The organism is Streptomyces sp. MAR4 CNX-425, assembly GCF_048656465.1.
Taxonomy (GTDB): Bacteria; Actinomycetota; Actinomycetes; order Streptomycetales; family Streptomycetaceae; genus Streptomyces.
In genome coordinates this window covers 501,927-523,256 of the sequence record NZ_JBMDLF010000003.1, presented here as the reverse complement: position 1 = coordinate 523,256, position 21,330 = coordinate 501,927, and the positions used below count along the sequence as shown (strand labels likewise).

19 protein-coding genes are annotated in these 21,330 nt (G+C 75.6%); 13 read left to right on the top strand and 6 right to left on the bottom strand.

Features of this window, described 5'->3' with window-relative positions:
- The first annotated feature begins 6 nt into the window (after window positions 1-6).
- Window positions 7-903, top strand: a complete 897-nt coding sequence (locus tag ACHZ99_RS12045) for a hypothetical protein (RefSeq protein ID WP_420304460.1) — start codon at window positions 7-9, stop codon at window positions 901-903.
- Between the two features lie 138 nt (window positions 904-1,041).
- Here the strand turns inward: ACHZ99_RS12045 and ACHZ99_RS12040 are convergent, their stop codons facing one another.
- Together ACHZ99_RS12040 and ACHZ99_RS12035 are read right to left on the bottom strand one after the other, a co-directional pair.
- Window positions 1,042-2,826 carry a sigma-70 family RNA polymerase sigma factor gene (locus ACHZ99_RS12040; RefSeq protein WP_420304459.1) on the bottom strand — a complete coding sequence of 595 codons (1,785 nt, stop codon included), beginning with the start codon at window positions 2,824-2,826 and terminating at the stop codon, window positions 1,042-1,044.
- Between the two features lie 77 nt (window positions 2,827-2,903).
- Complete coding sequence (locus ACHZ99_RS12035; RefSeq protein ID WP_420304458.1) at window positions 2,904-3,479, bottom strand: phosphatase PAP2 family protein; 576 nt, start codon at window positions 3,477-3,479, stop codon at window positions 2,904-2,906.
- A gap of 127 nt (window positions 3,480-3,606) precedes the next feature.
- Between ACHZ99_RS12035 and ACHZ99_RS12030 the strand changes: the two genes are divergently transcribed.
- A complete protein-coding gene (locus tag ACHZ99_RS12030; protein WP_420304457.1) occupies window positions 3,607-4,461 on the top strand; it encodes a hypothetical protein in 855 nt (284 codons plus the stop codon).
- Window positions 4,462-4,557: 96 nt separating this feature from the next.
- On the opposite strand, the gene disA is transcribed toward ACHZ99_RS12030, so the two are convergent.
- Both disA and radA read right to left on the bottom strand, forming a co-directional pair.
- On the bottom strand, window positions 4,558-5,682 hold the full coding sequence (disA, locus tag ACHZ99_RS12025; RefSeq protein WP_420304456.1) for a DNA integrity scanning diadenylate cyclase DisA: 1,125 nt from the start codon (window positions 5,680-5,682) through the stop codon (window positions 4,558-4,560).
- A gap of 109 nt (window positions 5,683-5,791) precedes the next feature.
- Window positions 5,792-7,270 carry a DNA repair protein RadA gene (gene radA / locus ACHZ99_RS12020; RefSeq protein WP_420304455.1) on the bottom strand — a complete coding sequence of 493 codons (1,479 nt, stop codon included), beginning with the start codon at window positions 7,268-7,270 and terminating at the stop codon, window positions 5,792-5,794.
- 461 nt (window positions 7,271-7,731) lie between these two features.
- On the opposite strand from radA, the gene ilvD reads away from it, so the two are divergent.
- Window positions 7,732-9,585 carry a dihydroxy-acid dehydratase gene (gene ilvD, locus ACHZ99_RS12015; RefSeq protein ID WP_420304454.1) on the top strand — a complete coding sequence of 618 codons (1,854 nt, stop codon included), beginning with the start codon at window positions 7,732-7,734 and terminating at the stop codon, window positions 9,583-9,585.
- A 99-nt stretch (window positions 9,586-9,684) separates the two neighbouring features.
- Complete coding sequence (locus ACHZ99_RS12010) at window positions 9,685-10,188, top strand: hypothetical protein (RefSeq protein WP_420304453.1); 504 nt, start codon at window positions 9,685-9,687, stop codon at window positions 10,186-10,188.
- Between the two features lie 30 nt (window positions 10,189-10,218).
- On the opposite strand, the gene ACHZ99_RS12005 is transcribed toward ACHZ99_RS12010, so the two are convergent.
- Entirely contained in the window at window positions 10,219-10,830 is a 612-nt protein-coding gene (locus tag ACHZ99_RS12005) for a TetR family transcriptional regulator (RefSeq protein WP_420304452.1), read from the bottom strand.
- A gap of 119 nt (window positions 10,831-10,949) precedes the next feature.
- Between ACHZ99_RS12005 and ACHZ99_RS12000 the strand changes: the two genes are divergently transcribed.
- The 8 genes from ACHZ99_RS12000 (at window position 10,950) to ACHZ99_RS11965 (ending at window position 18,577) form a co-directional block, all read left to right on the top strand.
- Entirely contained in the window at window positions 10,950-12,167 is a 1,218-nt protein-coding gene (locus ACHZ99_RS12000; protein WP_420304451.1) for an MFS transporter, read from the top strand.
- Between the two features lie 112 nt (window positions 12,168-12,279).
- Complete coding sequence (locus ACHZ99_RS11995) at window positions 12,280-12,693, top strand: ArsR/SmtB family transcription factor (protein ID WP_420304450.1); 414 nt, start codon at window positions 12,280-12,282, stop codon at window positions 12,691-12,693.
- On the top strand, window positions 12,690-12,980 hold the full coding sequence (locus ACHZ99_RS11990) for a hypothetical protein (RefSeq protein WP_420304449.1): 291 nt from the start codon (window positions 12,690-12,692) through the stop codon (window positions 12,978-12,980). The genes ACHZ99_RS11995 and ACHZ99_RS11990 overlap by 4 nt, the downstream gene beginning before the upstream one ends.
- Window positions 12,981-13,142: 162 nt before the next feature.
- Window positions 13,143-15,302: an MMPL family transporter gene (locus tag ACHZ99_RS11985; RefSeq protein WP_420304448.1), complete on the top strand. Its 2,160-nt coding sequence runs from the start codon at window positions 13,143-13,145 to the stop codon at window positions 15,300-15,302.
- A gap of 116 nt (window positions 15,303-15,418) precedes the next feature.
- Complete coding sequence (locus tag ACHZ99_RS11980) at window positions 15,419-16,210, top strand: ABC transporter ATP-binding protein (protein ID WP_420304447.1); 792 nt, start codon at window positions 15,419-15,421, stop codon at window positions 16,208-16,210.
- Window positions 16,207-16,944: an ABC transporter permease gene (locus tag ACHZ99_RS11975; RefSeq protein ID WP_420304446.1), complete on the top strand. Its 738-nt coding sequence runs from the start codon at window positions 16,207-16,209 to the stop codon at window positions 16,942-16,944. The genes ACHZ99_RS11980 and ACHZ99_RS11975 overlap by 4 nt, the downstream gene beginning before the upstream one ends.
- A 45-nt stretch (window positions 16,945-16,989) precedes the next feature.
- Complete coding sequence (gene proC, locus ACHZ99_RS11970) at window positions 16,990-17,817, top strand: pyrroline-5-carboxylate reductase (protein ID WP_420304445.1); 828 nt, start codon at window positions 16,990-16,992, stop codon at window positions 17,815-17,817.
- Between the two features lie 10 nt (window positions 17,818-17,827).
- Window positions 17,828-18,577 (top strand): response regulator transcription factor, encoded by a 750-nt coding sequence (locus ACHZ99_RS11965; RefSeq protein ID WP_420304444.1) that lies wholly within the window; start codon window positions 17,828-17,830, stop codon window positions 18,575-18,577.
- 187 nt (window positions 18,578-18,764) lie between these two features.
- On the opposite strand, the gene ACHZ99_RS11960 is transcribed toward ACHZ99_RS11965, so the two are convergent.
- Window positions 18,765-19,487, bottom strand: a complete 723-nt coding sequence (locus ACHZ99_RS11960; RefSeq protein ID WP_420304443.1) for a DedA family protein — start codon at window positions 19,485-19,487, stop codon at window positions 18,765-18,767.
- Between the two features lie 110 nt (window positions 19,488-19,597).
- Between ACHZ99_RS11960 and ACHZ99_RS11955 the strand changes: the two genes are divergently transcribed.
- Window positions 19,598-21,325, top strand: a complete 1,728-nt coding sequence (locus ACHZ99_RS11955; protein WP_420304442.1) for a sensor histidine kinase — start codon at window positions 19,598-19,600, stop codon at window positions 21,323-21,325.
- Window positions 21,326-21,330: the final 5 nt, after the last annotated feature.

Genomic DNA, 21,330 nt, shown 5'->3' with positions numbered 1-21,330 from the left:
GGTCCCGTGAGCAAGAGGAAGAAACAGGGCAAAACGCAAGCCGGTTCGGGCGCCGTACGCGAGAGCGCCGCGCCGCCGGGAGCCGCGACGGCCGCGACGGCCCGGTCAGCCGGGTCGGCCGGGGCGGCCCGGTCGGCCCGGGCGGAGGAGGTCGGGCTGGACTTCGCCCGCGCGTGGGTGGAGTTCCCCGACCCCGCCGACGACGAGCAGGTCTTCCGCTGCGACCTGACCTGGCTGACGTCCCGCTGGTCGTGCATCTTCGGCCGCGGCTGCCAGGGCATCGACGCGGCCGGGCCCGACGACGGCTGCTGCACGCTCGGCGCGCACTTCTCCGACAAGGACGACGAGAAACGGGTCGCGGCGCACGTGCGGCGGCTCACGCCCGAGCTGTGGCAGTACCACGACGAGGGACGGAGCCACGGCGGCTGGATCGAGACCGACGACGACGGCGAGCGCAAGACGCGCCGCGTGGACGGCGCCTGCGTCTTCCACAACCGCGCCGGCTTCCCCGGCGGCACCGGCTGCGCGCTGCACCTGCTGGCGCTGCGCGAGGGCCGGGAGCCGCTGGAGACCAAGCCGGACGTCTGCTGGCAGCTGCCGGTGCGGCGGTCCTACGAGTGGGTGACGCGGCCGGACGAGACGAAGGTGCTGGTCGTCTCCATCGGCGAGTACGACCGCCGCGGCTGGGGGCCGGGCGGCCACGACCTGCACTGGTGGTGCACGTCGGCGCCGTCGGCGCACGGCGGGGGGCGGCCGGTGTACGTGTCGTACCGGCCGGAGCTGGTGGAGCTGATGGGGCAGAAGGCGTACGACCGGCTGGCGGCGCTCTGCGAGGAGCGGCTGAGCGGCGCGGAGCACGGCGCGGAGCGCGGCGCCCTGCCGGCGCCGCACCCGGCGGACTGAGGGGCCTACGGAGGCGGGCGGTGTCCGGTGGCCCGGTGCGGGGCGGTCCGGTCCCGGGGGAGGGCCTGAGTACCGCCCGCCGGAGCGTGGGCGAGGGCGGGCAGACCCGCGGGCAGAGCAGCCCGCGCAGCGGGCGGCTCAGCCCACCGGGGACGGCAGCTGCGCCGGAGGCGGCGACGAGGCGGGCGGGCTCGGGTCCGGGTCGGAGGCGGTCGGCGACGGGCCCGGGTCCGACGGGCTCGGGCCGGGGTCCGAGGGGGACGGGCCCGGGTCCGACGGCGACGGGCCGGGGTCCGAGGGCGACGGGTCCGGGTCCGACGGGCTCGGGGCGGGCTCGGACGGCGACGGCTCGGACGGCGACGGGTCCGGCGACCCCGTACCCGGCCCCCGCCCCGGCCCCGTACGCCCGCTGCCCTCGCCGCTGACCAGGATCGACGCCCCGCCCGGCGACACGTACACCCGCGCCTCCCAGCCGCCCCGCGGCTCGGCGCCCGCCGCCACCGACACCGCGACCGTCGTCGCCTCACCGGGCCGCAGCGTCCCGTACACCGCGCTGAACCGCAGCCACGGCGCGTCCGTCCCGACCCGCCAGTCGACCGCGGTGCCGCCGGACGCGCGCAGCCGGAGGTACGTCACGTCCCCGCCCGGCCACGCCTCCACCGTCAGCCGCCCCGGACCCACCCCCGGCCGGTCCGGAGACCGCCCGCCGTGGTCGACGACCTCCACCGACACGTCCGGCCGCCGGCCGCGGGGGTCGGACGGGCCCGGCGAGGGCTCGTCGTGCGCGCTGCCGGCCTTCTCCACCGGCCGCCCGTCCAGCGACTCCGGTTGGTCCGCGCCCGTGCGCGGCGGCGGCCAGCCGGACTGCGCCTCGCCGGTGACCGGCGCACCGCGGTTCGCCGCCCACAGCGCCAGCACCGGCGCCGCGAGGACGGTGGCCACGGCGGTCGACGTCACGGCCCGGGAGCGCAGCCGCCCGCGGCGGGCGGCGCGGTGCCGGGGGTCGCGGGGGTAGCCGCGGCGGTCGAAGCGGGGCGGGTGGGCGAAGCGGGTGCGCTGGGCGTGCAGCATCGCCGCGTGCGCGGCGGCGCGGGGCGCGGGCAGCACCGGCAGCGGGCCCTCGGGGCGCGCGGCGCGGAGCGTACCCGGCCAGGCCCAGCCGGCGCCGGCCCGCTCGGCGGCGCGGCGGCAGTCGGCGCAGTCGTCGACGTGCCGGACCAGCTCGCGGCTGAGTGCGGCGCTGAGGAACAGCCGGCTGTCGCCGGCGAGCCGGGCGATCGCGGGGCAGCCGTGCTGGTCGACGACGGCGAGCGCGGCCCGGGTCCGCTCGACCTCGGCGGCGGCGGTGGACAGCAGCACGCGGGCGGAGTCGGGGTCCCGGCCGAGCACGGTGGCGACCTCGTCGGCCGGCAGCCGGTGCCGTACGGCCAGCTCCAGCGCCTCGCGCTGCTCGGGGGTGGTGCCGGCGGCCTCGGGCCAGGCGAGCGCGGCGAGTTCGCGGCGGCGCTCCTCGGCGGCGGCCTCCGGCGCGGGCTCCGGCCCGGCCGCCGGCTCGTCCCCGGGCCCGGGGCCGGTGGCGGATCGGTTCTCCCCGGCCGGCGGGCGCGCGGGCTTCGGCGCCGGCCGGTGGCCCGGCCGGTGCGGCGCCCGCTGCGCCGGCTTGCGCGCCATGCGGCGCAGACAGGCCCAGCGCGCCAGCGAGTACAGCCAGGGCCGCCACTCGGCGGGCGTCGCGGGCCGCTGCCGCGGCCGGCGTTCGGCGATCGCGAGGACGTCGCCGAGGGCGGCGACCGCGTCGTCGTGGTCGCACAGCACCGACATGCAGTAGGTGAACAGACCGTCCAGGTACGGCTCGTACTGCACGGGCGGGTGCGGCGCCGGCGACGGCTGCCGGGCGGGTTCGGGGTCGGTGCGGCTGGTCACCCCGCGAAGGTAGGCACATAGTCGCTGACGGATCGGGGGAGTTGAGCGCCTCTCATCCCTACGGGTGACTTTCTCACTCAATGGGCGACGCCGCCGTCGTCCGCGTGTTCGCGGCGTACGGGCCGTTCCGCCCGGATCCGTACGCGCGCCAGCCGCACCACGGTCACGGCCGCCGCCGCGACCGCCGCGCCGAGCGCCAGCCCGGCCGCCGCGTCGAGGGGGTAGTGCACGCCGACGACCACCCGCGACGCCGCCAGCAGCGCGCCGAACGGCAGCACCCACGCCGCGATCCGCGGCCACGCCAGCGCCAGCGCGACCGCGGCGGCGCCGGCGACCGTCGCGTGGTTGCTGGGGAACGACCAGTCGCCCGGCGGCGGACACTCCGCCAGCGGCTCCACCGCGCCGCGCACCGCCCGGCACGGCCGCTCCCGCTCCACCCACGTCTTCAGCAACTCGCTCAGCCCGTACGCCACCACCGTGCCCGCCGCCCCGGCGACCACCGGCGCGCGCCGCGGCGCCGCCCACCAGGCGGCGGCGAAGAGCGCGGCCAGCAGCACCAGTCCGGCGTCCGTGCCGAACTCGGCGAGCAGATGCAGCCAGTCGGGGGCGCGGCGGGCGAGGGAAGTGACGTCCCGATACAGCTCGTCGTTCATCCCGGGACGGTACGAAGCGTGACCGGTTCACCACTTCCGGCGAAAGTAAGTACGCTCCACTGACGAAAGTCAGACCGCGCGGCGGGTACGGGACCGCCTTGCGCCCCAAGTCTCGTAAGGTTTCCGCGTGGGATCTTTCCGCCGTCCTGTTGGTCCGCTGCCGTCCTCCATCTACTGGCGACGCCGGGCAGTTCTGCTCGGCCTGCTCGCTGTGCTCGCGCTCTTCGCCCTGCTGGTCGTCAACCTGGGCGGGGACAGCGAGAAAACCGCCGAGGAGGGCAAGAATCCGGCGGAGTCGATCACCCCGGGGCCGACCGACGACTCTTCGGTCATCGACAACCCCCCGGGTGGACGCGACGAGACGGGCGGCGGCTCCGGCGACGGCGACGGGGACGGGGACGGCGGTTCGGGCGACTCCGAGGGCGCCGGCGGCTCGGACGGCTCCGGCGGCGACGGTTCGGGCGACGGCGACGGCGACGGTGGCTCCGCCGGCGGCGCCGGCTCTGCGGGCGGCGCCGGGTCCGCGGGCGGCGGCTTCGGGGTGGGCTCGGACGGCGTGCCCGCCGGCTCGACGATGGCCGACTGCGCCGCGGACGACGTGGAGTTGACGCTGCGCAGCAAGGAGCGCTCGTACGCGCCGGGGGAGCGGCCGGTGTTCGAGCTGACCGCCGTCAACTCCGGTGCCAAGGACTGCAAGCTGGACTTCTCGCCGACCTCGACCGTGCTCACGATCTCGACGGCGGCCGGCGGCGAGAACCGGTGGTGGGCGTCGGACGACTGCCCGTGGACGACGGACCCCATCCTGCTGGCGGTGCCGGCGGGCAGCGAGGTCTCGCGGACGTACGAGTGGGACCTGCGGGCGAGCGAGCCGCGCTGCGCGACGCCGGAGCCGGGCACCGCGGGGGCGGGGAGCTACGAGGCCGAGGTGAGCGCGGCGGGGTTCGCGACGGCGACGGCGCCGTTCGTGCTGGAGAAGGCGTAACGGCCCGGCGGGACCGTCACGTCGGGGCCGCGCCGGCGCGCGGCCGGGCCCCGGACCGCCCCGGGACGGCACGCCCCGGGCGGCGGGCGCCCGGCGTCAGACGTAGCGCTCCAGGATCGACGACTCCGCCAGCCGCGACAGCCCCTCGCGCACCGAGCGGGCCCGCGCCTCGCCCACGCCGTCGACCGTCTGGAGGTCGTCCACGCTGGCCGCGAGCAGCTTCTGCAGGCCGCCGAAGTGCTCCACGAGCCGGTCGATGACGGCGCTGGGGATGCGCGGCACCTTGGCCAGCAGCCGGTAACCGCGCGGCGAGACCGCGGAGTCGAGGGTCTCGGGCGCCCCCGTGTACCCCAGCGAGCGGGCCACGATGGGCAGTTCCAGCAGCTCGCCGTGGGAGAGCCGGTCCAGCTCGGTGAGCGCGCGGTCCACGGTGTACGGGCGGCGGCCGGTGCGCTCCGGGACGTAGTCCCGTACGACCAGCTGACGTTCGGGCTCGACACCCGCGATGAGCTCGTCGAGCTGGAGGGACAGCAGGCGGCCGTCGGTGCCCAGCTCGACCACGTACTCCGCGATCTCGGTGGCGATCCGCCGCACCATCTCCAGCCGCTGCGCGACGGCGGCGACGTCCCGGACGGTCACCAGGTCCTCGATCTCCAGCGCGGAGAGCGTGCCGGCCACCTCGTCCAGCCGCAGCTTGTACCGCTCCAGGGTGGCGAGCGCCTGGTTCGCCCGGGAGAGGATCGCGGCGGAGTCCTCCAGCACGCGCCGCTGCCCGTCGACGTACAGCGCGATCAGGCGCATCGACTGGCTGACGGACACGACGGGGAAGCCGCTCTGGATCGACACGCGCTGCGCGGTGCGGTGGCGGGTGCCGGTCTCCTCGGTGGGAATCGAGGCGTCGGGCAGCAGCTGCACGCCCGCGCGCTCGATGCGGGTGATGTCCCGGTCGAGCACCACGGCGCCGTCGAGCTTGCACAGCTCCCGCAGCCGGGTCGCGGTGAACTCGACGTCCAGCACGAAGCCGCCGGTGCAGATCGACTCGATGATCTTGTCCGTGCCCAGCACGATGAGCCCGCCGGTGTTGCCGCGGAGGACCCGTTCGAGGCCGTCGCGCAGCCCCGTGCCGGGCGCGACCGCGCTCAGCGCGGCCCGCACCCCCGCGTCGGAACCGGGACTGCCGCCGGCTCTGCCCGGGGCGCCTACCCGGTCGCCTGCTGCCACTGGAATCCTCCGGAGTCCTCCGGTCGTCATTTCGGCGCTCCTCGCGTGCGCCGACGGCACACGCACGAGCCCCCTGCACTCCCCCGCACGGAAGAGACCGGGGCAAAGTCTACCGGCGCGCCTCCTCCGGCTGCCGGGACTCCCTCGGCTCCCTTCCCGAACCCCGCCCCGACTCCCCTTCCCCGCCGGGCTCACGGGACCCGCCACCCGCGCGCCGCCGCCCCGTGGGCAGCGCGCGCAGCGCATCCCCTATGTCCGCAACCTCCCGCACCGTCATGCCGGCGGGGACCTTGCCCGGATCCGCCGGCACGAGCGCCCGGGTGAACCCGAGCCGCGCCGCCTCCGCCAGCCGCCGCGCCACCCCCGTCACCCGCCGCACCTCGCCGGCGAGCCCGACCTCGCCCACCGCCACCAGGTTCTTCGGCAGCGGGGAGTCGCTCGCGGCGCTGGCCAGCGCGAGCGCGACGGCCAGATCGGCGGCGGGCTCGGAGAGCTTCACACCGCCGACCGTGGCGCTGTAGATGTCCCGCTTGGACAGCGCGCGGATGTCGCCGCGCTGCTCCAGCACCGCCAGCATCATCGAGACCCGGGACGTCTCCAGCCCGGACGTGGTGCGCCGCGGGGAGGGGATCTGCGAGTCGACCGTGAGCGCCTGCACCTCCGCCACCAGCGGCCGGCGGCCCTCCAGGGTCACCGTGAGACAGGTGCCCGGCACGGGCTCGTCCCGCCGGGTCAGGAACAGCCCGCTGGGGTCGGCGAGCCCGGTGATGCCCTCGTCGTGCAGCTCGAAGCAGCCGACCTCGTCGGTCGCCCCGTACCTGTTCTTCATGCCGCGGACCAGCCGCAGCCGGGCATGCCGGTCGCCCTCGATGTGCAGGACGACGTCCACCAGGTGCTCCAGCAGGCGGGGCCCGGCGATGGCGCCGTCCTTCGTCACGTGCCCCACGAGGATCGTGGCCATCCCACGCTCCTTGGACGCCCGGATCAGCGCGCCGGCGACCTCCCGCACCTGGGCCATGCCGCCCGGGGCGCCGTCGACCTCGCCGGACGCGACGGTCTGCACGGAGTCCAGCACGAGCAGGGCGGGCCTCACCTCGTCGAGATGGGCGAGAACCGCGGCGAGGTCGGTCTCGGCGGCCAGATACAGCCCGTCGCTCAGCGCCCCGATACGGTCGGCGCGCAGCCGGACCTGCCCGGCGGACTCCTCCCCGGTCACGTACAGCGTGCGCTCCCCGCCGGCCGCGGCCTTCGCCGCGACGTCGAGCAGCAGCGTCGACTTCCCCACCCCCGGCTCACCGGCCATCAGCACCACGGCACCGGGCACGATCCCGCCGCCGAGCACCCGGTCCAGCTCCGGCACGCCGGTGCTCCGGGCGGCGACCTGCCGGGCGTCGACCTGCGCGATGGGCAGCGCGGACGTCGTCACCCGGCCGGCGGCCGTCGTCTTCACGGCGGGCGCGCCGACCTCCTCGATCGTGCCCCACGCCTGGCACTCGGGGCAGCGGCCGAGCCACTTCACGGTGGACCAGCCGCACTCGGCGCAGCGGTACGCGGGGCGGTCCCTGCCGCCGCTCTTTCGGGAAGCCATGCGCCCAACGTAGCGGGCCCCGCCGACATCCCCACGAGCCCGAGGGCGGGGTCGCGGCGGGAGCCGGGCGGATTTGCGGTGGTCCGGGCGGGCCCGGCCGGTGCGGGGCGGAGCCCCGGCGGGGCCGGGCGCGGCCCCGGACGGTGTGGGGGCGGAGCCCCGTGGGGTGGGGCAGAGGGGGCTCTTGTTGGGTCGGGTGGAGCCGTGGCGGTTCCCCGGCGGGGGGCGGGGCGGAGCCCCGGCCGGGTGTGGGGCGTAGCCCCCGTGGGGTTCGGGGCGGCAGCCCCGGCGGGGGGCCGGGGGCGGCAGCCCCCGGTTTCGGGAAGGGGCGGGATCGGGGAACAACCCCTACCCCCGCCCCCCCCGGGGGCCCTCGTCCCGGACTGTGGACAACCGGTCCGTACCGTGGGCGGGAGGCGTAGGCTCGGACGCTCAGATGTGCCGCTCCCCGGGAGGGAAACATGCCCGCGCTGAGGTCCCGCACCGTCACCCACGGCCGCAACATGGCGGGCGCCCGCGCCCTCATGCGTGCTTCGGGCGTAGCGAACGAGGACATCGGCAAGCCCGTCGTCGCGGTCGCGAACAGCTTCACCGAGTTCGTCCCCGGCCACACGCACCTGGCTCCCGTGGGTCGCATCGTCTCCGAGGCGGTGAAGGCCGCCGGTGCGGTGCCGCGCGAGTTCGACACGATCGCCGTGGACGACGGCATCGCCATGGGCCACGGCGGCATGCTCTACAGCCTGCCCTCCCGGGACCTCATCGCCGACTCCGTGGAGTACATGGTGGAGGCGCACTGCGCCGACGCCCTGGTCTGCATCTCCAACTGCGACAAGATCACCCCGGGGATGCTGATGGCCGCCCTGCGGCTGAACATCCCCACGGTCTTCGTCTCCGGCGGTCCCATGGAGGCCGGGCGCGCCACCCTCGTGGACGGCACGGTCCGCAAGCTGGATCTGATCGACGCCATGGTGGACGCGGCGAACGACGGCGTCTCGGATGCCGACGTGCTGCGCATCGAGGAGAACGCCTGTCCCACCTGCGGTTCCTGTTCGGGCATGTTCACGGCCAACTCGATGAACTGCCTGACGGAGGCGATGGGTCTCTCCCTCCCCGGCAACGGCTCGGTGCTCGCCACGCACGCCGCCCGCAAGGCGCTCTACGAGGCCGCGGGCCGCACGGTCGTCGAGCTGACCTCGCGGTATTACGAGCAGGACGACGCGACCGTCCTCCCGCGCACTGTGGCGAGCCGTAGCGCCTTCGAGAACGCGATGGCTCTCGACATCGCCATGGGCGGCTCGACGAACACGATCCTGCACCTGCTGGCCGCCGCCCAGGAGGCCGGTCTCGACTACGGGCTCGCCGACATCGACGCCGTCTCCCGCCGGGTGCCGTGCCTGGCCAAGGTCGCGCCGAACGTCGCTCCGGGCGGCACGTACTACATGGAGGACGTGCACCGCGCGGGTGGTATCCCCGCCATCCTCGGCGAGCTGTACCGCGCGGGCCTGCTCAACGAGGACGTGCACGCGGTCCACTCCGACTCGCTGGCGGACTGGCTCAAGCGCTGGGATGTCCGCGGCGGTTCCCCGTCGCCCGAGGCGGTCGAGCTGTGGCACGCGGCGCCCGGCTGTGTGCGGTCGGCGTCGGCGTTCTCGCAGTCCGAGCGCTGGGAGTCCCTGGACACCGACGCCGAGGGCGGCTGCATCCGCTCCCTGGAGCACGCGTATACGAAGGACGGCGGCCTGGCGGTGCTGAAGGGGAATCTCGCGGAGGACGGTGCCGTGGTGAAGACCGCGGGCGTCGACGCCTCGATCCTCACGTTCGAGGGTCCCGCCGTCGTGTGCGAGTCGCAGGAGGAGGCGTGCGACAAGATCCTCGGCAAGCAGGTCGAGGAGGGCGATGTCGTCGTCATCCGTTACGAGGGCCCCAAGGGCGGCCCCGGCATGCAGGAGATGCTGTATCCGACGTCGTTCCTGAAGGGCCGGGGGCTGGGCAAGGCGTGCGCGCTGGTGACCGACGGCCGCTTCTCGGGCGGCACGTCTGGCCTGTCCATCGGCCATGCCTCTCCGGAGGCGGCGGCCGGCGGGACGATCGCGCTGGTCGAGGACGGGGACCGGATCCGCATCGACATCCCGAACCGCACGATTGAGCTGCTGGTCGACGAGGGGACGCTCGCCGGGCGCCGCGCGGCCCTCGGCGGGCGGTACGCGCCGAAGAGCCGGGAGCGCAAGGTCTCCACGGCCCTGCGGGCGTACGCGGCGATGGCGACCAGCGCCGACAAGGGCGCGGTGCGGGACGTCACCAAGCTGGAAGGCTGAGCGAGCCGCCTGTCCCGCCCCCCCCCCCGCCCCGGCCCCGCCCGCGGGGGCGCGAGGGGGGCGCGACACTCCGCGGAGCGCTCCGCGATAATCGGGTGCGTGAGCGACAACGAGCAGCCCGAGGGCCCCGGCGGCCCGCCCCCGCCCGAGCCCCTGCGGTTCTTCGGCACCACCTGGGTCGACCGCTCCGGCGGCTACTGGGGCCGCCGCGTCGCCGTCGCGGTCCTGGCCCTGGCGCTGGCCGCCGGCGGCGCGTTCGTGCTGGCGCTGTCGTACAACGGCCTGCAACTGGCCGACAGCGGCGGTCTCGTGCAGCTGCTGATGGTCGTCGCCTTCGCGGTGTGCAGTTCGCTGGCCTTCACGCGCACCCTGAACGGCTTCAGCCGCCCGCACGACGCCGGGCCGGCGGACAGCTCGTGGCGGCCGATCCGGGTCATCGGCTTCGTCGGGGTGCTGCTCGCCTACACCGTGCGGAGTTTCGTGGAGGCGCCGGGCGAGGGGATGCTGCGTACGGACTACGAGGACCGGCTGCGGCAGTACGAGCGGCGGCGCTCGGCCCGTACCGGCAACCCGGCGAAGCGCAAGCGCCGCAAGCGCCGCTGACGCGCACACCCCGGATCGCGCCGAGGCCGCCTACGCCCCTTCCCCCGCCCCCTCCCGCGCCTCCGCGTGCGCGGCCACCCACCCGTCGGCCAGGTCCGCCAGCCGGTGCGCCGCCGCCGTAGTGCGCTCGCGGTCCCCGGTGTTGAGCATGTCGATCTGCAGTCCGGCGAAGGCCGCGTTGAGCAGCGTCGCGTAGCCCGTCGCGGCCTCCGCCGGCACGCCGCGGTCGCGGAACCAGCCCGCGACGAGCTCCACCCGGTCCGCCAGCAGCCGCGACGTCGCCCCGCCGAGCCGGTCGCCGGCGGCGAGCCCCTCGATCTCGTGGATGAGCCGGGTGAGCGGCAGGTGCTCGGGCGTCAGGTGGTACTCCCATGTGGCTCGTACGACCTCCCCCATGCCCATCTCGCCGTCCGCGCCCGGCAGCCCCGCCAGCCACTCGCGCTGCCGCTCGTCCAGCCGCGTCAGGGCGGCGGCCAGCAGGTCGGCCTTGTCGGCGAAGTGGTGGGTGAGCACGCGGGTGCTCTGGCCCAGCTCTTTGGCCAGCGGCCGCATGGACAGGGTGGCCAGCCCGTGGTCCACGAGGTAGTCGACGACCGAGTCGAGCAGGGCGGTCTTGCGGGCCGGGTCGGCGGGTCTGGGCATGGCGCTCCTGGCAGGTGTCACGGGCCGCCCGCGTACGTGCGCGGGTAGGCCACCGTACGCGCACGGCGGTCGGCAATCCGGTGGACACCGTTAAGGTAACGACTGTTACCTTAACGGCCATGGACGAGAACCCCACCCTGCCGACAACCGCGTCCCCCCTCCGCCGCTCCCTGCCGGGCTGGCTGCTCGCGCTCACGCTGACGACCTTCACCTTCTCCACCGACGACTACCTCGTCGCGGGCGTGCTCCCCGGCATCGCCGACGACCTCGACGTGGCCGAGGCCGCGGTCGGCCAGCTCGTCACCGTCTTCTCCCTGGTGTTCGCGCTCGCCGCCCCCGTCGCCGCCGTGGTCACCGCCACCTGGCCCCGCCGGCCCCTGTTCACCGCCGCCCTCACGGTGTTCGCCGCCGCGAACTTCGCCATGCCGCTCGTCGACTCGTTCGCCCTGCTCATGGCGCTGCGCGTGGTCGCCGCGCTCGCCGCCGCCGTCGTGCTGCCCGGCGCCCTCGGCGCCGCCGCGGCCCTCGCCCCGCGGGAGCGGCAGGGCCGCTACATGGGCACGGTCTTCGCCGGGCTGACCACCTCGCTGCTGCTCGGCGTGCCGCTGGGCACCTGGGCCGGCGCGGTCGCCGGCTGGCAGGGCGCGTTCGTCCTCGGCGGCCTCCTCGGCGTCGCCTCCCTCGCCGCCCTGCACGCGACGCTGCCCGAGCCGCCCCGCGGCGCGCCCCTGCGGCTGGCCGACCGGCTGGCGCCGCTGGCCCGCCCCGCGCTGCTCGTCGGCCTCGCCGGCCCCGCCGTCGCCGTACTCGGCAACCTGATGGTGCTCACGTACCTCGCCGTCTACCTCCGCGACCTCGCCGGCATCGGCCCCACCGGCCTCGGCGCGGTCTTCGTCCTGGCCGGACTCGCGGGCATCGCCGGCAGCCAGCTCGGCGGGCCCGCCGCCGACCGCTGGGGCGCAGAGCGCGCGCTGCTGATGGGCTGCGGGGCGTTCGCGCTCGTGATGCTCGGGCTCGTCGCGTGCTGGCCGCTGCGCCCCGCGCCGCTGGTGCTCGTGGTGCCGCTGCTGCTGCTCTGGTCGGCGGCGGCCTGGTGGATTCCGCCGGCCGCCAGCGCCCGGCTGCTGCGTCTCGCCGGCCCGGCCGGCGCCCAGGCCCTCGCGCTCAACAGCAGCGCCGTCTACTTCGGCGTCGCCGCCGGCGGCGCGGCCGGCGGCGTCCTGCTCGACGCGGCGGGCAGCGGCGCGCTGCCCGCCGGCGCCGCGGCGGCGCAGGTCGTGGCGCTCGCCCTGTTCGGCCTGGCCTCCCGGCGCGGCGCCTCTCAGGGGGAACCCTGAGTCCCGCCCGGGTTCACCCCCAGACGTCCCGGACATGTGTCAGTTATCTTTGACAGGTCTCCCGGACACCTGTCAGCTTTGACTGACACACCGACGTACGAAGGGGCCGCAGATGGCTGGAACGCCCGCTCCGGCCCCGAACGGAGACGAACTCCTCAAGGTCCTCGCCGCGCTCGGCAACCCGCACCGCCTGCGGATCGTCGCCGCGCTCCACGAGGGCCGGAACTACGTCAGCCGGCTGGCCCGTGAGATCGGCATGAGCCGCCCGCTGCTGCACATGCACTTGCAGCGGCTGGAGGCCGCGGGTCTGATCACCGGCTCGCTGGAGCTGTCCGAGGACGGCAAGGCGATGAAGTTCTACGAGGTGGTCCCGTTCCGGTTCGAGCTGACCCCCGCGCTGATCGAGGAGGTCGCCCGCACCCTCGGCGACGGTGACGACGGGCCCGAAGGCCCGCCCCCCGGGAACGACCAGACCGGCGCCGGGAAGCAGGAGACGGTGAAAACGGTGAAAGAGGAAGCCAGATGAACGAGCAGACGGTGCACCTCGCCAACGACACGGTCGTCGGTGCCGTGGCCGGCGGGATCGGCGCGGCCGGGTTCTTCGCGCTCCTGATCGTGGTGGTCTGGCAGATCGCCGCGACCTGGCGGGCCAAGATGCTCGCCGCCCGCGAGGAGCAGTACCGGCAGCTGGTGGTCAAGTACCAGCAGCTGCTGGAGGACAACCTGGAACTCCACCGGCGCAGCATCGACGAGCTGACCGAGGCACGCCGCTCGATCACCTCGATGGAGAAGATGATGCGCGAGATCGAGTAGCGGCAGGACACGTGACGGGCCGGAAGCGGCAACTTCCGGCCCGTACGGAGACGAAGCAAACCCCCGGCACACCCCTGCGCCACGGCCTGGTCGGCAAACCACAGCGGCCGCGGTGCCGGGCAGTCGTGCGCCCGATCCACTTCTCTTGAAGGAGACCATCCCATGTCCGCTCGGATCAAGCAGCTCGTGGCTGCCCCCGGAGGACGCCGGACGAAATGGCTGGTACTGGCCGTATGGATCCTCCTCGTCGCCGCGCTCGGCCCGCTGGCCGGCAAGCTCGGCGACGTCGAGGAGACCGGCCCCAACGCCTTCCTGCCGCGCAGCGCGGAGTCCGCCGAGCTGAACACCGCGCTGGAGAGGTTCCGCGGCGGCTCCGACGACGAGATCATGCCCGCCGTCGCCGTCTACACCGTCGCGGACGGCACGATGACGGACGCCGGCCGGCAGAAGGCGGCGGCCGACGTGCGGGCGTTCGCCCCGTACGTCGCCGACGGCGAGCGCGTGACGCCGCCCGTCGCGTCCGACGACGGCGGCGCGCTGATGACCGTCGTCCCCCTCACCGACACGGACGACCTCGGTGACGTCGTCGACGACGTACGCGCCGTGGCCGCCGACGGCGCCCCGCCCGGCGTCGACGTACAGGTGGGCGGCCCGGCGGCCTCCCTCGCGGACTCCGTCGCCGTCTTCGACTCGCTCGACGCCACCCTGATGCTCGCCACCCTGGCCGTCGTCACCGTCCTCCTCCTGATCACCTACCGCAGTCCCGTCCTGTGGCTCCTGCCCGTGCTGTCCGTCGGCTTCGCCGCCGTCCTCACCCAGGCGGTCACGTACCTGCTCGCCAAGCACGCCGGCCTGCCCGTCGACCCGCAGTCGGCCGGGATCCTGATGGTCCTCGTCTTCGGCGTCGGTACGGACTACGCGCTGCTGCTCATCGCCCGCTACCGCGAGGAGCTGCACCGCCACGAGGACCGGCACGCGGCCATGCGGCTGGCGCTGCGCCGCTGCTTCCCCGCGGTCCTGGCCTCCGCCGCCACCATCGCGGCCGGCCTGTCCTGCCTGTACTTCGCCGACATCAGCTCCTCCCGCTCCCTCGGCCTGGTCGGCGCGGTGGGCGCGGTGTGCGCGTTCCTCGCGCTGGTCACGGTGCTGCCCGCGCTGCTGGTGATCGCCGGCCGCTGGGTCTTCTGGCCGTTCGTCCCGCGCCACGGCACCCCCGTGCACGCGCACCGCACGGTGTGGTCCCGGATCGGCGCCGCGGTGGCGGCCCGGCCGCGCTGGTCGTGGCTGATGTCGCTGGGCGTGACCGCCGTGCTCGCCTTCGGCGTCGTCGGCATGGACTTCGGGCTCAAGCAGTCGGAGATGTTCCAGGACAAGCCCGAGTCGGTCGTCGCGCAGGAACGCGTCTCCGCGCACTATCCCTCCGGCGCCTCCGATCCGGCCGACATCGTCACGAACGCGGCCGGGAAGGACGCCGTACGCGACGCCGCCGCGCAGGTGCCCGGCGTCGCGGGCGTGACGGCCGACGGGACGACCCGCGACGGCGAACTCGCCGCCCTGCGCGTCACCCTCGACGACGAGCCCGACAGCGACGCGGCGAAGGACACCGTCGACGCGCTGCGCACCGCCGTGGGCGCGGTCGACGGCGCGGACGCGCTGGTCGGCGGCACGACGGCGGAGGCGCTGGACACCCAGCGGGCGGCGGACCGGGACCTGCGGACCGTGGTGCCGATCGTGCTGGGGGTGGTCCTCCTGGTGCTGATCGGGCTGCTGCGCGCGCTGGTGGCGCCGCTGGTGCTGCTCACGACCGCCGTGCTGTCGAACGTCGCCGCGCTGGGCGCGTCGTACCTGCTCTTCGACCACGTCTTCGACTTCGCCGCGGTCGACTGGTCCATCCCGCTGATGGGCTTCGTCTTCCTCACCGCACTCGGCATCGACTACAACATCTTCCTCGTGACCCGGGTCCGCGAGGAGGTCGCGGCCCAGGGGCACGCCAAGGGCGTCATCGCCGGGCTGACCTCGACGGGCGGGGTGATCACGTCCGCCGGGATCGTGCTCGCCGCGACGTTCGCGGTCTTCGCGGGGCTGCCGCTGGTGACGATGGCGCAGCTGGGCGTGCTGGTGGGCGTGGGCGTGCTGCTGGACACGTTCCTGGTCCGCACGGTCATGGTGCCCGCGCTGGCGCTCGACCTGGGGCGGTGGACGTGGTGGCCGGGCGCCCTGTTCCGCCGCGAGACGGCGCGGGCAGGTCGGCGCGGCGCGGAGCGGGCGCCCGGCGGTGCGGCGGCGGCCGCGGCGCCGGAGGCGGATCGCGTACGGGCCTGAGGGCCGGCGCCCGTACGGGAAGCCGCGCCGGAGTTCACGAGAGCGGCGGCGCCCCCGGCGCGCCGGGGGCGCCGCCGCTGCTTGACAGGGCCCCGGCCCCGCGCGGTATCCAACTGATGATGAACAACGGTCCGGGTGCCGTGCGCGCCCGCGGGCTGACCGTGGTCCGCGGCGGCACCACCGTGCTCCACGACCTCGACTTCGACGTCCCCCGCGGCCAGGTCACCGGCCTCCTCGGCCCCTCCGGCTGCGGCAAGACCACCCTCATGCGCGCGGTCGTCGGCACCCAGGCCCGCGCCACCGGCACCCTCGACGTGCTCGGCGAGCCCGCCGGCGCCGCCGCCCTGCGCCACCGCATCGGCTACGTCACCCAGGAGCCGTCCGTCTACCGCGACCTCACCGCCCGGCAGAACCTCGACTACTTCGCCGCCGTCCTCGACCCGCACGTCCCGCGCGCCGAGCGCCACACCCGGGTCGAACGCGCCCTCGCCGACGTCCACCTCGCCGACCACGGCGACCGGCTCACCGGCCGCCTCTCCGGCGGCCAGCTCTCCCGCGTCTCCCTCGCCGTCGCCCTCCTCGGCAGCCCCGAGCTGCTGGTGCTCGACGAGCCGACCGTCGGCCTCGACCCCGTACTCCGGCGCGACCTGTGGCGGCTGTTCCACGACCTCGCCGCCGGGCGCGGCGCCACGCTGCTCGTCTCGTCGCACGTGATGGACGAGGCCGAGCGCTGCGAACGGCTGCTGCTCATGCGCGCCGGCCGCATCCTCGCCGACGACACCCCCGACGGGCTGCGCGAACGGGTGGGCGGCGGGACCGTGGAGGAGGCGTTCCTGCGGCTCGTGGACGCCGAACGCCGGCGGGAGGGCGAAGAGCCGCCCGGCCGCGGCGAGGAGGCCGCCCCGTGAACGCCACCCGTACCCTCGCCACCGCCCGCCGCGTCCTGCGGCAGCTCGGCCACGACCGCCGCACCATCGGCCTCATCCTGGGCGTGCCGCTGGTCATGATGACGCTGCTCTACTGGGTCTTCGACGGCGACGAGCGCACCTTCGACTCCATCGGCGCCTCGCTCCTCGGCATCTTCCCGCTGATCACCATGTTCCTCGTGACCTCCATCGCCACCCTGCGCGAACGCACCTCCGGCACCCTGGAACGGCTGCTCGCCATGCCGCTCGGCAAGGGCGACCTCATCCTCGGCTACGCCCTCGCCTTCGGCGCCCTGGCCGTCGTCCAGGCGGCGCTGGCCACCGGGCTCGCGGTGTGGTTCCTGGACCTGGGCGTCGCCGGGTCGCCGTGGCTGCTGCTGGTCGTCGCGCTGCTGGACGCGCTGCTGGGCACCGCGCTCGGGCTGTTCGTGTCGGCGTTCGCGGCCAGCGAGTTCCAGGCGGTGCAGTTCCTGCCCGCGGTGATCTTCCCGCAGCTGCTGCTGTGCGGGCTGTTCGCACCGCGGGACTCGATGCAGCCGGTGCTGGAGGCGGTCTCGAACGTGCTGCCGATGTCGTACGCCGTGGACGGGATGAACGAGGTCCTCAAGAACGACGAGGTCACCGGCGACTTCCTCCGCGACGTGGCGGTGGTCGGCGGCTGCGCGCTGCTGGTGCTCGGCCTGGGGGCGGTGACGCTGCGGCGGCGTACGGCGTGAGCCGCGGCGGGCCGGTTGTCGGGCGGCGGTGCGAGGATGGACGGCATGACCCAGAAAGTCGCCGTACTCGGCGCCGGAAAGATCGGCGAGGCGCTGCTCTCCGGCATGATCCGCGCCGGCTGGTCGCCCGACGACCTGCTGGTGACCGCCCGCCGCCCGGACCGCGCGGAGGAGCTGCGCCGTCGCTACGGCGTGGAGCCCGTCTCCAACGCCGACGCCGCCAAGCGCGCCGACACCCTCATCCTCACCGTCAAACCGCAGGACATGGGCACGCTCCTGGACGACCTCGGCCCGCACCTGCCGGCGGACCGCCTCGTCGTCTCCGCCGCCGCCGGCATCCCGACCGGCTTCTTCGAGGAGCGGCTGCCGGAGGGCGCGCCGGTGGTGCGCGTCATGCCGAACACGCCGGTGCTCGTGGACGAGGGGATGTGCGTCATCTCCGCGGGGAAGCACGCCGTGGAGCAGCACATGGTGCGCACCGAGGAGATCTTCAAGCCCGTCGGCAAGACGCTCCGCGTCCCCGAGGCCCAGCAGGACGCGGCCACGGCGCTGTCGGGCTCCGGCCCGGCGTACTTCTACTTCCTCGTCGAAGCCATGACCGACGCCGGGATCCTCCTCGGCCTGCCCCGCGAGAAGGCCCACGACCTCATCGTCCAGGCCGCCATCGGCGCCGCGGTCATGCTCCGCGACAGCGGCGAGCACCCGGTCAAGCTCCGCGAGGCGGTCACCTCCCCGGCGGGTACGACGATCAACGCGATCCGCGAGCTGGAGAACCACGGCGTCCGGGCGGCCCTGATCGCCGCGATCGAAGCCGCCCGCGACCGCAGCAGGGAGCTGGGCTCGGGCCCGGCCTCCGGCGGCAAGCGCGCGTAGGGCGCCCGCGATGCCACCGCAGCCGCAGCCGTCGCAGTCGCCGCCGCCGCCGGAGGGGGCCGGGCCCGGGAGCGGCACGATCCGGGTCCTGCTCGCCGACGACGAGGCCATGGTCCGCGGCGGAGTCCGCGCCATCCTCGCCGCCGCGGACGACATCGAGGTCGTCGCCGAGGCCGGCGACGGCCGCGAGGCCGTCGACCTGACCCGGCGGCACCGCCCCGACGTCGCCCTGCTCGACATCCGCATGCCGGTGCTCGACGGCCTCGGCGCCGCCGCGGAGCTGCGCCGCGCGGCGCCGGGCACGGCGGTGGTGATGCTCACGACGTTCTCGGAGGACGAGTACATCGCCGGCGCGCTCGACAGCGGTGCGGCGGGCTTCCTGCTCAAGTCCGGCGATCCGTACGAGCTGATGGCCGCCGTCCGCGCCGCCGCCGCCGGCGCCTCGTACCTCTCGCCGCACGTCGCCCGCCGCGTCATCGAGCGCGTCAGCGGCGGCCGGATGACCCGCGAGAAGGCGGCGCGCGAGCGCGCCGCGGCGCTCACCCCGCGCGAGCGCGAGGTGCTGGCCCTGGTCGGCGCGGGGTTGTCGAACGCGGAGATAGCCGGGCGCCTGCACCTGGTGGAGGGCACGGTGAAGACGTACGTCAGCCAGGTGCTGGCGCGGCTGGAGCTGAAGAACCGGGTCCAGGCCGCGATCCTCGCCTACGAGGCGGGCCTGGCGGGCGAGGAGCGCGCCCCCTCCCCGGACCAGGGCGGCTGAGCCGCGCGCCCCCGCCCGGTGGGCGTCCCGGCGGGTCGTGGCCCGGCCGCGAGGCCCCGGCCCGACGTGCCCCGGCCCGATGTGCCGCACCGGCGCTGCCGGCGCTGGGCGACCGGCCCTCGACCGTCGCCTCCGGCCGGCTGCCGGCCCCCGCCCCGAACCGCTCCCTCCGGGCCGGCTCCCGGGGTCAGCGCCCCGCCCCGCCCGCCCCGCCGCCCGACTCCGGCTCCTCCACCGACCCGCCGGCCGCGAGGGCGGCCCCCGGCCCACCCCCCGCCGGGTGCGCCGCACCGGCGCCGCCCGCGCGGCCCGCGCGGCGCAGGCGGACGGCCCGTACGCCCTCGTGCAGCAGCGTGATGCCGAACGCCAGCCCCAGCCCCAGCGCCACGCCCCGCAGCGGCTCGTCCTCGAAGGCCGCGCCGCCGGCGTAGCCGAGCGTCGTGCCGTAGACCGCCCAGGTCACGGCCGCCAGGACCGCGTAGCGCGTGAAGGTCCGGCGCGGAAAACCCGTCGCCCCCGTCGTCAGCGTGGCCGCCGTCCGCCCGCCCGGGATGTAGCGGGCCACGACCAGCACCAGCCCGCCCCGCTCCGCCAGCATCCGGCCCACCCGCTCGTACGCCCGCTGCGCCCGGCTCCCCGCCCGCAGCCGCTCGAAGATCCGCGGACCCGCGCGGCGGCCGATGGCGTACGAGACGTGGTCCCCGGTCAGCGCCCCGGCGGCGGCCACCACCGCCACCAGCACCGCGTCCGGCTGCCCGTCCGCCGCCGCGAACACCCCCAGCGTGATCACCAGCGTCTCGCTCGGCACCACGGGGAAGAAGCCGTCCAGGGCGGCGATGCCGAAGAGCGCCAGGTACACCCACGGGGTGCTGACCACGTCCTCGACAGCGTGGATGATCGCGTCGTTCATGCGGTTCACGCTAGGAACGCGCCCCGCCCCGCCGCCGCGCACGGAAGTCAGGACCTCCACCTGACTTTCGTCAGGTGCCCGGCGGCCCCCGCCCGCCGTACCGTGGCCGTATGACCGGCACCGACCGGCCGCACGGCACCCTGCGTCGCACGCTGCCCGACCGCCCCCGCCCCCGCTTCCGTCCCCGCGCTCACCGCGCCCGTCCCCACCCCCCGGCCGCGCCGGCCGGCCCGCCCCGCCGCGCCCCGGCCGCCGCCCTGCGCCGCCTCCTGCGCAGCGAACGCGCCGCCGACCTGCTCCTCTGGCTGCTCCTCACCCTCCCCGTCGTCACCACCGCCGGCCTCCCCGGTGTCGAGCAGGTCGCCGGCGTCGACCTGCGCTGGATACGTATCGCCGCGGTCCCCCTCCTCGCCCTCGCGGTCGCCGTCAGCCGCCCCCGCCCGCTGCTCGCCGCCGCGATCCCCGCCGCACTCGCGCTCGCCGCGACCCCCGAGCTGTTCACCAACCAGTTCGTCCTCGCCCAGGTCGCCCTCTCCTTCCTCCTCGGCCGGCGCACCGAGCGCCCGCGCCAGGCCCTCCTCCTCTTCGGCGCGATCGCCGCGGCCGGACTCGTGCTCATCCGCGCGGTCCCCGGCGCCACGTTCGCCGGGTGGGCGTCGCTCGTGCTCACCGTCCTCTTCGCGATGGTGGTGCCGTGGCTCGTCGGCCGGTACGCGCGCCAGCACGCCGCCCTCGTCAGCACCGGCTGGGAGCTGGCCGAGCGGCTGGAGCGCGAACAGGAGCTCACCGCCGACCGCACCCGGCTGCGCGAGCGCTCCCGCATCGCCGGCGACATGCACGACTCCCTCGGCCACGAGCTGACCCTCATCGCCGTCCGCGCCGCCGCCCTCCAGGTCTCCCCGGGCCTCGACGACGCCGCCCGCAAGGAGGCCGCCGAGCTGCGGGAGGCCGCGGCGACGGCGACCGAGCGGCTGCGGGAGGTCATCGGCCTGCTGCGCGAGGACGACGAGGGCGCGCCGGTGCATCCGACGGACGACCGGGTGGAGGCGCTGGTCCAGCGGGCGGCGGCGTCGGGGATGCGGGTGGAGCTGGTACGGGAGGGAGAAGAACGGGACCGGGAGCACCCCCTCCCGGCCCTGGCCGACCGGGCGATCCACCGCGTCGTACAGGAGTCTCTGACCAACGCCGCCAAGCACGCCCCCGGCGCCCGCGTGACCGTCCGGCTGCGCCGCGACGCCGAGCACGTCGAGGTCACCGTGGCCAACGACCCCGCACCCGCGGACGCGAAACCCCCACCGGCCACCCCCACCCCCGGCGGCTACGGCCTCGTGGGCCTGGACGAGCGCGTCCGCCTCGCCGGCGGCACCCTCCGTGCACAGCCTGTGGACGGAGGCTTCGCCGTCACCGCCCGGCTCCCCCTCACCCCCGGCGCCGCCCCCGCCCCACCGCGCGAGTACGCCGCCCAGCGCGAACTGGCCGCCGCGCGCCGCCGCGTCCGCCGCGGCATCCTCGACGCGATCTGGGTCCCGGTCGTCGGCACCCTCGTCCTCGGCGCCCTCCTCTTCGGCGCCGACCTCTACACCTCCTCCCGCTCCGTCCTCGACGCCGACACGTACGACGGGATACGCATCGGCCAGCCCCGCGACAGCGTCGAACGCCGCCTCCCCGCCTACGAGGCCGACGTCAACACCCACCCCTCCGCCGCCCCCGCCGACCCGCCCGGCACCGACGACTGCGTCATCTACCGCACTGCCCTCTTCTCCCTCGACCCCGCCTACCGCCTCTGCTTCACCGACGGCCGGGTCTCCCACAAGGACAAGGTCGACGCCGACCCCTAGCCCCG

What these genes read in the sequence shown, in the direction of transcription:
- ACHZ99_RS12035 (WP_420304458.1), bottom strand. Translation starts at nt 3,479, where the DNA reads ATGAACGACGAGCTGTATCGGGACGTCACTTCCCTCGCCCGCCGCGCC.
- radA (WP_420304455.1), bottom strand. Translation starts at nt 7,270, where the DNA reads ATGGCTTCCCGAAAGAGCGGCGGCAGGGACCGCCCCGCGTACCGCTGC.
- ilvD (WP_420304454.1), top strand. Translation starts at nt 7,732, where the DNA reads ATGCCCGCGCTGAGGTCCCGCACCGTCACCCACGGCCGCAACATGGCG.
- ACHZ99_RS12005 (WP_420304452.1), bottom strand. Translation starts at nt 10,830, where the DNA reads ATGCCCAGACCCGCCGACCCGGCCCGCAAGACCGCCCTGCTCGACTCG.
- ACHZ99_RS12000 (WP_420304451.1), top strand. Translation starts at nt 10,950, where the DNA reads ATGGACGAGAACCCCACCCTGCCGACAACCGCGTCCCCCCTCCGCCGC.
- ACHZ99_RS11995 (WP_420304450.1), top strand. Translation starts at nt 12,280, where the DNA reads ATGGCTGGAACGCCCGCTCCGGCCCCGAACGGAGACGAACTCCTCAAG.
- ACHZ99_RS11990 (WP_420304449.1), top strand. Translation starts at nt 12,690, where the DNA reads ATGAACGAGCAGACGGTGCACCTCGCCAACGACACGGTCGTCGGTGCC.
- ACHZ99_RS11985 (WP_420304448.1), top strand. Translation starts at nt 13,143, where the DNA reads ATGTCCGCTCGGATCAAGCAGCTCGTGGCTGCCCCCGGAGGACGCCGG.
- ACHZ99_RS11980 (WP_420304447.1), top strand. Translation starts at nt 15,419, where the DNA reads ATGATGAACAACGGTCCGGGTGCCGTGCGCGCCCGCGGGCTGACCGTG.
- proC (WP_420304445.1), top strand. Translation starts at nt 16,990, where the DNA reads ATGACCCAGAAAGTCGCCGTACTCGGCGCCGGAAAGATCGGCGAGGCG.
- ACHZ99_RS11965 (WP_420304444.1), top strand. Translation starts at nt 17,828, where the DNA reads ATGCCACCGCAGCCGCAGCCGTCGCAGTCGCCGCCGCCGCCGGAGGGG.
- ACHZ99_RS11960 (WP_420304443.1), bottom strand. Translation starts at nt 19,487, where the DNA reads ATGAACGACGCGATCATCCACGCTGTCGAGGACGTGGTCAGCACCCCG.
- ACHZ99_RS11955 (WP_420304442.1), top strand. Translation starts at nt 19,598, where the DNA reads ATGACCGGCACCGACCGGCCGCACGGCACCCTGCGTCGCACGCTGCCC.